We start from the raw sequence: 11,967 nt of genomic DNA, 5'->3' as shown, positions 1-11,967 counted from the left end.
GCCGGGATCGGGGCTCTGCCCCAGGCCGGGATCGGGGCTCTGCCCCAGGCCGGGATCGGGGCTCCGCCCCAGGCCCGGATCAGGGCTCCGCCCCAGACCCGGACCAGGGCTCCGCCCCAGGCCGGGATCGGGGCCCTGCCCCAGGCCCGGATCAGGGCTCCGCCCCAGACCCGGACCAGGGCTCCGCCCCAGGCCGGGATCGGGGCCCTGCCCCAGACCCGGATCGGGGCCCTGCCCCAGGCCGGGATCGGGGCCCTGCCCCAGGCCCGGATCAGGGCTCTGCCCCAGGCCCGGATCAGGGCTCCGCCCCAGACCCGGATCAGGGGGCTCCGCCCCGGTACCCGGGCCGGGGCTCCCGCCCCAGATCCCGGATCGGGGCTCCGCCCCTTCCCGGCAGTATCGATATGCGGTTCTGCCCCAGGCCGGCTCGGGGTTCTGCCCCAGGCCCCGGGCCTGGGGGCTCCGCCTTAGGCCTCGGGGGTCCAGGGGCGGAGCCCCTGGTATCGGGAAGGGGCGGGGAGGGGATCACTGCCCCCGGCGGCGGATCTTGTTGCCGAGCCAGACCAGCGGATCGTACTTACGGTCCGCCGCCCGCTCCTTGAGCGGGATCAGCGCGTTGTCGGTGATCTTGATCTGCTCGGGGCAGACCTCCGTACAGCACTTGGTGATGTTGCAGTAGCCCAGTCCGTGCTCCTCCTGGGCGGTGCGCTTGCGGTCCAGCCCGGTCTCGGCGGCCGCGTCCAGCGGATGCATGTCCAGCTCCGCGACCCGCATCAGGAACCGCGGCCCGGCGAACGCCTCCTTGTTCTCCTCGAAGTCCCGCACCACATGGCAGGTGTCCTGGCACAGGAAGCACTCGATGCACTTGCGGAACTCCTGCGACCGCCCCACGTCCTCCTGCCACATCCGGTACTCGCCCGGACCCAGCCCCTCCGGGGGCACGAAGGACGGCACCTCACGGGCCTTGGTGTAGTTGAACGACACATCCGTCACCAGGTCCCGCACCACCGGGAAGGCCCGCAGCGGGGTGATGGTGATCGTCTCGTTCCGTTCGAACACCGACATCCGGGTCATGCACAGCAGCCGGGGCCGACCGTTGACCTCGGCGCTGCACGAACCGCATTTGCCCGCCTTGCAGTTCCAGCGGACGGCCAGGTCGGGGGCCTGGGTGGCCTGCAGCCGGTGGACGATGTCGAGCACGACCTCGCCGTCGTTGACCTCGACGTGGAAGTCCTTCAGACCGCCGCCGTCCTGGTCGCCCCGCCACACCCGGAAGTGGGCCTCGTACGCACTCACTGGGTCAGCTCCTCGTCCGTCAGGTACTTCACCAGTTCGTCCTTCTCGAACAGGTTCAGCAGGTCGGGCCGGATGGGCGGCGTCTCGCGCCGCTCGAGCCGGATCTGGCCGTGCCCGGCGTCGGGGGCCGCAAGACCGCCCGAGGGGTCCGAGAGCCGGCAGACCAGATTGATCCGCCGCCATTCGCGGTCCATCTCCGGGCAGTCGTCGCGGGTGTGCCCGCCACGGCTCTCGGTCCGCTCCAGCGCGGCGCGCGCCACGCACTCGCTGACCAGCAGCATGTTGCGCAGATCGATCGCCAGGTGCCAGCCGGGGTTGAACTGCCGGTGGCCCTCGACCCCGGCGCGGCGCGCCCGGACCCGCAGACTGGCCAGCCGGTGCAGCGCCTCCTCCATCTCCTCGGCCTTGCGGATGATCCCCACCAGGTCGTTCATCGACTGCTGGAGCTCCTGGTGGAGGGTGTACGGGTTCTCCGGCGGCCCGGCCGGGCCCGCGGTCTCCTCCGGCTCACCGGCCTCGGCGCTGAACGGGCGCAGCGCCTCGGCCGCCGCCAGGTCCAGCTGCGCCTCGTCCGGCACCGGACGGGTGCCCGAGGCGGCGGTCTCCTGGGCGTAGCGGGCCGCGTGGAGCCCGGCGCGGCGCCCGAAGACCAGCAGGTCGGAGAGGGAGTTGCCGCCGAGCCGGTTGGAGCCGTGCATCCCGCCCGCGACCTCGCCCGCGGCGAAAAGACCGGGCACGCCGGTGGCGGCCGCGGTGTCCGGGTCGACGTCCACGCCGCCCATCACGTAGTGACAGGTGGGGCCCACCTCCATGGGCTCGGCGGTGATGTCGACGTCCGCGAGCTCCTTGAACTGGTGGTGCATCGAGGGCAGCCGCCGCTTGATGACCTCGGGGGACATCCGGGTGGAGACGTCGAGGAAGACCCCGCCGTGCGGGGAGCCCCGGCCCGCCTTCACCTCGGCGTTGATCGCGCGGGCCACCTCGTCGCGGGGGAGCAGCTCGGGCGGGCGGCGGTTGCGGTCCGGGTCCTCGTACCAGCGGTCGGCCTCGTCCTCGGACTGGGCGTACTTCTCCTTGAAGACGTCCGGGATGTAGTCGAACATGAACCGCTTGCCCTCGCTGTTGCGCAGCACCCCGCCGTCGCCGCGCACCGACTCGGTGACCAGGATCCCCTTCACCGAGGGCGGCCAGACCATACCGGTCGGGTGGAACTGCACGAACTCCATGTTGATCAGCTGGGCGCCCGCGAGCAGCGCCAGCGAGTGGCCGTCGCCGGTGTACTCCCAGGAGTTGGACGTCACCTTGAAGGACTTGCCGATACCGCCGGTGGCCAGCACCACGGCCGGGGCCTCCAGGGCGAAGAAACGGCCCGATTCGCGCTCGTAGCCGAAGACCCCGGCGACCCGGTCACCGTCCTTGACGATCCGGGTGACCGTGCACTCCTGGAAGACCTTCAGCCGGGACTCGTAGTCGCCGGTGGCGGCCTTGTCCTCCTGCTGGAGTGAGACGATCTTCTGCTGGAGGGTGCGGATCAGCTCCAGGCCGGTGCGGTCCCCGACATGGGCGAGGCGGGGGTACTCATGGCCGCCGAAGTTCCGCTGGGAGATCTTGCCCTCCGGGGTGCGGTCGAAGAGCGCGCCCCAGGTCTCCAGCTCCCAGACCCGGTCCGGGGCCTCCTGGGCGTGCAGCTCGGCCATCCGCCAGTGGTTGAGGAACTTGCCCCCGCGCATGGTGTCGCGGAAGTGCACCTGCCAGTTGTCGCGCTCGTTGACATTGCCCATGCTGGCGGCGATGCCGCCCTCGGCCATCACCGTATGGGCCTTGCCGAACAGCGACTTGCAGATGACGGCGCAGCGCATGCCCTGCTCGCGGGCCTCGATCGCGGCACGCAGCCCGGCGCCGCCCGCGCCGATCACGACCACGTCCCACGCCTGCCGCTCGACTTGCGTCATCGGATGAGCACCTCTCCTAGAAAAAGCGGGGATCGTCGAAGGCACCGCTCGCCACCAGATAGACGTAGAAGTCCGCGGCGGCGACGCTGATGAGAGAGGCCCAGGCCAGCTCCATATGGCGTGCGTTGAGCCCGCTCACCCAGCCCCAGAGCCGATAGCGCACCGGATGCCGGGAGAAGTGCTTCAGCCGGCCGCCGACGATATGGCGGCAGGAGTGGCAGGAGAGGGTGTACGCCCAGATCAGCACGATGTTGGCGAGCAGCACCAGGGTGCCCAGGCCCATATGGCCCCAGCGGCCGTGCTCGTCCCGGAAGGCGAGCACGGTGTCATAGGTGAGGATCCCCGCGACGATCACCGCGAAGTAGAAGAAGTAGCGGTGGATGTTCTGCAGGATCAGCGGGAAGCGGGTCTCGCCGGTGTACTTGGCGCGCGGTTCGGCGACCGCGCAGGCGGGCGGTGAGGCCCAGAAGCCCCGGTAATACGCCTTGCGGTAGTAGTAGCAGGTGAGCCGGAACCCCAGCGGGAAGATCAGGATCAGCAGCGCCGGGGACAGGCCCCACCACGCGCCGAAGATCTCCCAGTTGGCGCCGCCCTTCATGGGCACGCAGTTCTGGGCGACGCAGGGCGAGTAGAAGGGGGAGACGTACGGCTCGGCGTAGTAGTCGTCCCCCGCGAAGGCCCGCCAGGTCGAGTAGACGATGAACGCGAACAGTCCGGCGGCGGTGATGGCGGGGGAGAGCCACCAGCGGTCGCTGCGCAGATGGCGGCCGGGGATGGCGGCGCGCGAGGCGCTGTGCACGCCGTGCGGGGCCGTTCCGGAGTCCGCGGGTGCGGGCGTGGTGGCTTGGGGGTCGGTGCCTGTGGCCAAGGGGAACTCCGCGGTGGAGTGGTATGGGGGGACGGTGGGGATGCGCCCCGTGACGGGAGGCGCGCCGGCCCGTCCCTAGGGCGCGTGGCGATCTCGCGCGCCGAGGCCCTCGTCGTCGACGTCCGACCACAGCGCACTGTCGTACGGGGCGTCGGGGACCGGAACCATTTCGGGGCGTGATCGCTCCACGGGAGCCGTCTCGCGCAGCAGGGCGAGGCTCTCGCGCAGGTGGTCCGCGTCGGTGCGGACCCGGCGTATCTCCAGCCCGCCGGTGCCCACCCGCTGCTCCAGCCGGGAGACGGAACGGACCAGGTCATCGAGACAGCGCTGGACGGCCGTCAAGTCGTCGTTCAAGGACATGACTTGCCCTCACTTCCGCGGTTGCGGTTGGCGACGCTCATGCGACAGCGAGTGTTACGCGCCACGGTCCTGGTTGTGAAGGGATCTGCCGGGATTGGCGCGGTCACCGGCGGGATTCCGCCGCCGCGCGCCGGAGTGCTCGCCCGCCGCATTGATCCGGGCGGGTGATCCTTTCCCCTCATGGCCGTCTCCATGGCCCTCTCGGCGTGCTGTCCCATAAATCGTCGCTTTGAGTGAGGAGTATATGCGATCAGCGTCACACTATGCCAAATGCGCATATATCTGTCACCCTGCGGAGGTACGAGCCATGCCCATCACCAGGAGCCGCCGCGCCATGCTGCTCGCCGCGGGAGTGATGCTGCCGCTGCCCGTACTGACCGGCTGCAGTTCGGACGACGACGGCCCGCCGCCGCGCGCCGCCTGGGACATCGCCTCCGCACCCCGCTCCGGGACCGCCGGCACCGGCACCCTGCGCTGGGCCCTGGACGCGACGCCCGCCACGCTCAACGCTTTTCAGAAGACCGCGGACACGGGCACCCAGCGGATCGCGGGCGCCGTGCTGCCCTCCCTCTACACCCTCGACGCCCGCGGCCGGCCCCAGCGCAACGGCGACTATCTGACCTCCGCCGACGTCACCTCGACCGACCCCAAGCAGGTCGTGGTCTTCAAGCTCAACCCCAAGGCGGTGTGGAGCGACGGGCGCCCGATCGGCGCGGAGGACTTCCAGGCCCAGTGGAAGGCGCTGCGCGGCACCGACGAGAAGTACGGGACGGCGCGCAACGCCGGATACGACCGGATCGCCAAGGTCGAACCGGGGGACAGGGAGCACGAGGTCAAGGTCACCTTCGCCAAGCCGTACACCGACTGGCGATCGCTGTTCACGCCGCTGTACCCGAAGAGCGTGATGGGCAACCCGGCGGTCTTCACGGCCGCGGCGAGCAAGGGGCTCGCGGTCGGCGCCGGGCCCTTCATGGTCCGCGAGGTCACGGACTCCGAGGTCACCCTCGTCCGCAACCCCCGCTGGTGGGGCGACCGGGCGCGGCTGAGCCGGGTGGTCTTCCAGGCGGCCCCGGCCGAGAAGCGGGCCGAGGCGCTGATCGCCGGGCGGCTGGACCTGGCCGAGGTGGACCGGACCACCGCCCGGCGCATCCAGGCCACCGCCCCGGGCAAGCAGGCCGCGGGCGCCAAGCGGGGCTCCTCGGCCCCGGGCAAGGCGGGTGCCCCGGAGCCGTCCACCGGCGGCCGGGAGGCGGCCGAGGCGGCGCGCACCGGGGCGGCGCGTACCGGGGCGGCGCGCACCGGGGCGGCGCGTACCGGGGCGGCGTGGGAAGAGGCGGGAGCCCAGGAAGGGGCCACCGGCGACACCGACAAGAACCGGTCCCGGACCCGGGCGCTGAGCAGGTTCACCCTGCGCAAGGCCCTGGACCCCGGCTACACCCAGCTCGCCCTCAACGGCACCAAGGGCCCGCTGGCCGATGAGCGGGTGCGCCGCGCGGTGGCCCGCGCGATCGACCGGAAGGCCCTGGCGAAGCTGGTGCTCAAACCGATGGGGCTGCCGTCCGAGCCGCTCGGCAACCATCTGCTGATGGCGGGCCAGCCGGGCTACAAGGACCACAGCGGCGCTCTCGGCGCCCCGGACACCAACGCCGCGCAGTCGCTGCTGGCCGACGCGGGCTGGCGGGCCGGGGGCACCGGCCGACAGAAGGCGCTGGACGGCAAGACGGACGACCGGGGCAGCCGGCGCAGTGCCCCGACCGCCACCGAGAGCTCCACGAATCCCGCCTCCAAGAGCGCCTCCGGCGCCCCGCCCGCGGCCGGTGACGCCGGGCGGTCCGGACGGCTCCGGGAGACGGCGGTCGTACGGAAGAAGGGACGGCCGCTGGTGCTGCGCTTCGTCCTCCCCGACGACCAGACCGGCGCCCGGCTGAGCACGGTCGGCGAGCGCATCGTGCGGATGCTGGAGAAGATCGGCGTACGGACCGAGATCACCAAGGTCTCCGGCGAGAGCTACTTCCGGGACCACATCGCCACCGGCGACTACGACCTGGCCCTCTACTCCTGGCCCGCCTCCGCCTACCCGGCCACCGACGCCCGCCCCATCTACGCCAAGCCGCAGCCCGCCGCCGACGGCTCCCTGGTCGTCGAGCAGAACTACACCCGGGTGGGCACCGACCAGATCGACCAGCTCTTCGACCAGGCGCTCTCCGAGCTGGACGGCGGCGCCTCGCGCTCCCTGGTCAGCCGGGCGGACGCCCGGATCTGGGCGGCGGCCGGATCGATTCCGCTCTATCAGCGCCCTCAGCTGATCGCGATGCGCAAGGGCTTGGTCAACGCGGGCGCCTTCGGCTTCGCCACCCCCCGCTACCAGGACATCGGCTTCCGCCGCTAGGGGACGCCTGCGGCGGTTCAGTCCCCCACCCCGCCCCTTCCCGCAGCCCCGATATGCGGCTCCGCCGCGTGCCAGGGCTCCACCCAGGCCCTGGCCCGGGGTTCCGCCCCCAGGCTCTGGACCGGGGCTCTGCCCCAGGCCCCGGTCCGGGGTTCCGCCCCCAGGCTCTGGACCGGGGCTCTGCCCCAGGCCCCGGTCCGGGGTTCCGCCCCCAGGCTCTGGACCGGGGCTCTGCCCCAGGCCCCGGTCCGGGGTTCCGCCCCCAGGCCCTGGACCGGGGCTCCGCTCCAGGCCCCGGATCGGGGCTCTGCTCCAGTCCCTGGACCGGGGCTCCGCCTAGGCCCCGGTCCGGGGTTCCGCCCAGGCCCTGGAGGGGGGCTCCGCCTCAGGCCCTGGTCCGGGGCTCCGCTCCAGGCCTTGGTCCGGGGCTCTGCTCCAGGCCGGGGATCGGGGCTCCGCCCCAGACCCCCGCTCGGGGCTCCGCCCCTTCCCGCGGTATCGATATGCGGCTCCGCCGCGATACCAGGGGCTCCGCCCCGGCCCCGGGGTCCAGGGGCGGAGCCCCTGGTATCGGGAAGGGGCGGGAAAGCACCGATATGCGGCTCCGCTGCCTGGTGGGGCTCCGCCCCTGGCCCCTGGGGTCTGGGGCGGAGCCCCAGTTTCGGGAAGGGGCGGGGAGGGGAAAGCCCCCGGTGTGCGGCTCCGGCGCGTGGTCCGCCGGACACCCCGTGGGGCAGCCACCCAAGGCCCCTCCGGGCGAGGAGACCCGCGCGGGGACGGGCCGCGAGATGGGCCGCGGGATGGGCTGCGGCATCCGTCCCCGCGCCGCCCCCGTACCATGGGGGTGAGGCCGAGGCGTGATCAGCCCGGCGGAAGGCGCGCCGCTTAAGGAGCGCGCCGCCACCCAACAACCGGGAGAAGCGCGCTTTCATGCCCACGCGCCACGACATCCGTAACGTCGCCATCGTCGCCCACGTCGACCATGGCAAGACGACCCTCGTCGACGCCATGCTCAAGCAGGCGGGCGCGTTCGCCGCCCACCAGCAGGTGGACGACCGGGTCATGGACTCCAACGACCTGGAGCGCGAGAAGGGCATCACCATTCTCGCGAAGAACACCGCCGTGAAGTACCACCCGGCGGACGGCGGCGACCCCGTCACCATCAACATCATCGACACCCCCGGCCACGCCGACTTCGGCGGTGAGGTCGAGCGCGGTCTGTCCATGGTCGACGCGGTGGTCCTGCTGGTGGACGCCTCCGAGGGGCCGCTGCCGCAGACCCGCTTCGTGCTGCGCAAGGCGCTCCAGGCCAAGCTGCCGGTGATCCTGTGCATCAACAAGACGGACCGCCCGGACTCCCGGATCGACGAGGTCGTCAACGAGGCGTACGACCTCTTCCTGGACCTGGACGCGACCGAGGAGCAGATCGAGTTCCCGATCGTCTACGCCTGCGCCCGTGACGGCGTGGCCTCGCTGACCAAGCCGGAGGACGGCACCGTCCCGGCCGACAGCGACAGCCTCCAGCCGTTCTTCTCCACCCTGCTGGAGACCGTCCCGGCGCCGGAGTACGACGCGGCCGCCCCGCTCCAGGCCCATGTCACCAACCTGGACGCGGACAACTTCCTCGGCCGTATCGCGCTGCTCCGGGTCGAGCAGGGCGAGCTGAAGAAGGGGCAGACGGTCGCGTGGATCAAGCGCGACGGCAACATTTCCAACGTCCGGATCACCGAGCTGCTGATGACCGAGGCACTCACCCGCAAGCCCGCCGAGGTGGCCGGCCCCGGTGACATCTGCGCGGTCGCGGGCATCCCGGACATCATGATCGGCGAGACCCTGGCCGACCCGGAGAACCCGATCGCGCTGCCGCTGATCACCGTCGACGAGCCCGCGATCTCGATGACCATCGGCACCAACACCTCCCCGCTGGTCGGCCGCGGCCCCGGCGGCAAGGGCGCCGACAAGTCCGCCGTGAAGGACCGCAAGGTCACCGCGCGGCTGGTCAAGGACCGGCTCGAGCGCGAGCTGATCGGTAACGTCTCGCTGCGTGTGCTGCCCACCGACCGGCCGGACGCCTGGGAGGTGCAGGGCCGCGGCGAGCTGGCGCTGGCGATCCTGGTGGAGACCATGCGCCGGGAGGGCTTCGAGCTCACCGTCGGCAAGCCGCAGGTGGTCACCCGGGAGGTCGACGGCAAGGTCCACGAGCCGATCGAGCGCATCACCATCGATGTGCCCGAGGAGCACATGGGCGCGGTCACCCAGCTCATGGGCACCCGCAAGGGCCGGATGGACAACATGTCCAATCACGGCTCCGGCTGGGTCCGCATGGAGTTCATCGTCCCCTCCCGCGGTCTGATCGGCTTCCGCACCGAGTTCCTGACCGCGACCCGCGGCACCGGTATCGCCCACTCCATCCACGAGGGCCACGAGCCGTGGTTCGGCGAGCTGAAGACCCGTAACAACGGCTCGCTGGTGGCCGACCGCGCGGGCGCCGTGACCGCCTTCGCGATGACCAACCTCCAGGAGCGCGGGGTGCTGTTCACCTCGCCGGGCACCGAGGTGTACGAGGGCATGATCGTCGGCGAGAACTCCCGCTCCGACGACATGGACGTCAACATCACCAAGGAGAAGAAGCTCACCAACATGCGGTCCTCCACCGCGGATGTGACCGAGTCCCTGGTCCCGCCGCGGCTGCTCTCGCTCGAGCAGTCCCTGGAGTTCTGCCGCGACGACGAGTGCGTCGAGGTGACGCCGGAGACGGTGCGTATCCGCAAGGTGGTGCTGGACCAGAAGGAGCGCGCCCGCACCGCCGCCCGCGCCAAGCGCTGACGCTCACGCCCGGGCGCGGGGCGCCGGGGCCCGCTCCGGGCGCCGATGCGCACTCCGGAGTCGATCACGGAGCGTAGGCGCCCCCCTGCGTCAGTGAGCCGTCAACGGCCCGGACCCACCGCTTCCGCAGCGGGGGTCCGGGCTGTTCCCATGTCAGCAACGTGCCAGTCAAGCGGTTATCCGGATCTCCCTGTCCGGATATCGGCGTCCGAGCTCCGCATGATGTGTTAACAGTCCGTTTCGCGTGTGTCTGTCTGGGGCAGTTTTGTCCGGATTTCGAAGCTCCGCGCGTAGATGCTGTGACCAAAGCGAGACCCATAAGGTGTGGTTTAAGGGCCGGACGTGCTCAATCATGGGGTCCATTGAGCTCGGGTCAATGGGTCACACGCTGTGGGGAGCGCGGACCTGCGAGCGCATCTGGGGGGTTCCGGTCCCTTTCGCTGTCAGGGGTGTCAGCGTGTCTCCGGGCGCCCCCTCTCGTAGTGACAGTGGACTCCTGAGGAGGCAAACCCATGCGCGGTGCCAAGAGCGCCAAGTGGGTCGCGTTGGCAGCGGTCGTGGCGCTGGCCGCGACCGCCTGCGGCGGTAACGACAGCGACAGCGGCAGCAATGACATGAACAAGGGCACGGCGGACCCGAACGGGATACTCACCGCCCAGCTCGGCGAGCCGCAGAACCCGCTGCAGCCGGCGAACGCCAAGGAGAGCCAGGGCAGCCGCGTGCTGCGGGCGATCTTCGCGGGTCTGGTGGACTACGAGCCCGGCACCGGCAAGCTGGTGTACGTCAACGCCGAGTCCGTCACCCCCAACAAGGACTCCTCCGTCTGGACCGTCAAGCTCAAGCCGGGCTGGAAGTTCCACAACGGCGAGACCGTGACCGCCAAGTCCTACGTGGACTCGTGGAACTGGTCGGCCAACGTGTCGAACAACCAGACCAACTCCAGCTGGTTCCAGGACATCAAGGGCTACGAGGACGTCCACCCCGAGAAGGGCAAGCCCAAGGCCGACAAGATGTCCGGCCTGAAGGTCGTCAACGACAACGAGTTCAAGATCGAGCTCAACGGCCCGGTCTCGTACTTCGCCTACAAGCTGGGCTACGACGTGTGGGCCCCGCTGCCCAGCGGCTTCTTCAAGGACCCCAAGGGCTTCGGCGAGAAGCCGGTCGGCAACGGCCCCTACAAGTTCGTCTCCTGGGACCACAAGAAGATGATCAAGGTCCGTAAGTTCGCGGGCTACCAGGGTCCGAACAAGGCCAAGAACGGTGGCATCGACTTCAAGAACTACACCACCGCCGACGCCGCCTACTCGGACCTGCGCTCCAACAACCTCGACTGGATCGAGCAGGTCCCGACCACCGCGCTGACCAACTACAAGACCGACCTGGGCAAGCGCGCGATCGACGAGGAGTACTCGGCGGTCCAGTCGATCGTCCCGGCCTTCTACACCAAGCAGTTCAAGGACATCGACCCCAAGGTCATCCAGGGTCTGTCCATGGCGATCGACCGCAACACGATCACCAAGACCGTGCTCCACGGCTCCCGCACCCCGGCCGACAGCTATGTCGCCCGCGGCGTGCTCGGCTACAAGGCCGGTGCGCTCAAGGAGCAGGTCACCTACGACCCGGCCAAGGCCAAGGCCCTCATCAAGGAGGGCGGCGGGGTCCCGGGCAACAAGATCTCGATCCAGTACAACGCCGACCAGGACCACAAGCCCTGGGTGGACGCGGTCTGCAACAGCATCCGCAAGGCCACCGGCGTCGACTGTGTCGGCGACTCCAAGCCCGACTTCCAGGCCGACCTGAACGCGCGTGACAAGCACCAGGTCAAGTCCATGTACCGCGGTGGCTGGGTGCTCGACTACCCGGTCAACTCGAACTTCATGAGGGACCTCTACGGCTCCAAGGCGGCCGGTAACACCAGCGGTTACGCCAACAAGGAGTTCGACGAGCTCGCCGACAAGGCCGACAAGGCCGCCACGCTCGACGAGACCGTGAAGCTCTACCAGCAGGCGGAGCAGATCCTCGCGAAGGACATGCCGGCGATCCCGCTGTGGTTCTACAAGGTCAACAGCGGCCAGTCCAACAAGGTTCTGGGGAAGATCCCCTACGGCCAGGACGGCGACCCCATCTTCACCAACGTCCAGGTGAAGAAGAAGTAATCATCGGGACCGCCGGCCGGTGCCGCCGCTCCTCCCACCGGGGAGCGGCGGCACCGGCCCGCAGGCGTGAGGCCCGCAGCTCATCCCCCCACCCGCGTGGCGCAGACGAGACGTGGCCTC

7 protein-coding genes are annotated in these 11,967 nt (G+C 70.4%); 3 read left to right on the top strand and 4 right to left on the bottom strand.

Annotation, left to right across the window (positions count from 1 at the left end; genetic code table 11):
- Nucleotides 1–525 precede the first annotated feature (525 nt).
- From GWI24_RS11615 to GWI24_RS11600, 4 genes are all read right to left on the bottom strand, one after another.
- Nucleotides 526–1,296, bottom strand: a complete 771-nt coding sequence (locus GWI24_RS11615) for a succinate dehydrogenase/fumarate reductase iron-sulfur subunit (RefSeq protein WP_210945830.1) — start codon at nucleotides 1,294–1,296, stop codon at nucleotides 526–528.
- Nucleotides 1,293–3,248, bottom strand: a complete 1,956-nt coding sequence (locus GWI24_RS11610; protein WP_210945829.1) for a fumarate reductase/succinate dehydrogenase flavoprotein subunit — start codon at nucleotides 3,246–3,248, stop codon at nucleotides 1,293–1,295. Before GWI24_RS11610 ends, GWI24_RS11615 begins: the two co-directional genes overlap by 4 nt.
- A gap of 16 nt (nucleotides 3,249–3,264) precedes the next feature.
- On the bottom strand, nucleotides 3,265–4,116 hold the full coding sequence (locus GWI24_RS11605) for a hypothetical protein (protein ID WP_210945828.1): 852 nt from the start codon (nucleotides 4,114–4,116) through the stop codon (nucleotides 3,265–3,267).
- Nucleotides 4,117–4,191: 75 nt separating this feature from the next.
- Nucleotides 4,192–4,476 (bottom strand): hypothetical protein, encoded by a 285-nt coding sequence (locus GWI24_RS11600; protein ID WP_210945827.1) that lies wholly within the window; start codon nucleotides 4,474–4,476, stop codon nucleotides 4,192–4,194.
- A gap of 307 nt (nucleotides 4,477–4,783) precedes the next feature.
- Between GWI24_RS11600 and GWI24_RS11595 the strand changes: the two genes are divergently transcribed.
- The 3 genes from GWI24_RS11595 (at nucleotide 4,784) to GWI24_RS11585 (ending at nucleotide 11,847) form a co-directional block, all read left to right on the top strand.
- The gene (locus tag GWI24_RS11595) at nucleotides 4,784–6,865 is read left to right on the top strand and encodes an ABC transporter family substrate-binding protein (protein ID WP_210945826.1); all 2,082 of its coding nucleotides are present in this window, start codon (nucleotides 4,784–4,786) and stop codon (nucleotides 6,863–6,865) included.
- A 930-nt stretch (nucleotides 6,866–7,795) separates the two neighbouring features.
- Nucleotides 7,796–9,691 (top strand): translational GTPase TypA, encoded by a 1,896-nt coding sequence (gene typA / locus GWI24_RS11590; protein WP_210945825.1) that lies wholly within the window; start codon nucleotides 7,796–7,798, stop codon nucleotides 9,689–9,691.
- 512 nt (nucleotides 9,692–10,203) lie between these two features.
- Nucleotides 10,204–11,847: an ABC transporter substrate-binding protein gene (locus tag GWI24_RS11585; protein WP_210945824.1), complete on the top strand. Its 1,644-nt coding sequence runs from the start codon at nucleotides 10,204–10,206 to the stop codon at nucleotides 11,845–11,847.
- The last annotated feature ends 120 nt before the right edge of the window (nucleotides 11,848–11,967 follow it).

It is taken from the genome of Streptomyces sp. MK37H (assembly GCF_018035285.1).
GTDB classification, from domain to species: domain Bacteria; phylum Actinomycetota; class Actinomycetes; order Streptomycetales; family Streptomycetaceae; genus Streptomyces; species Streptomyces endocoffeicus.
Note: the sequence above shows the minus strand (reverse complement) of the source record. Positions and strands in the feature narration are given on the sequence as shown.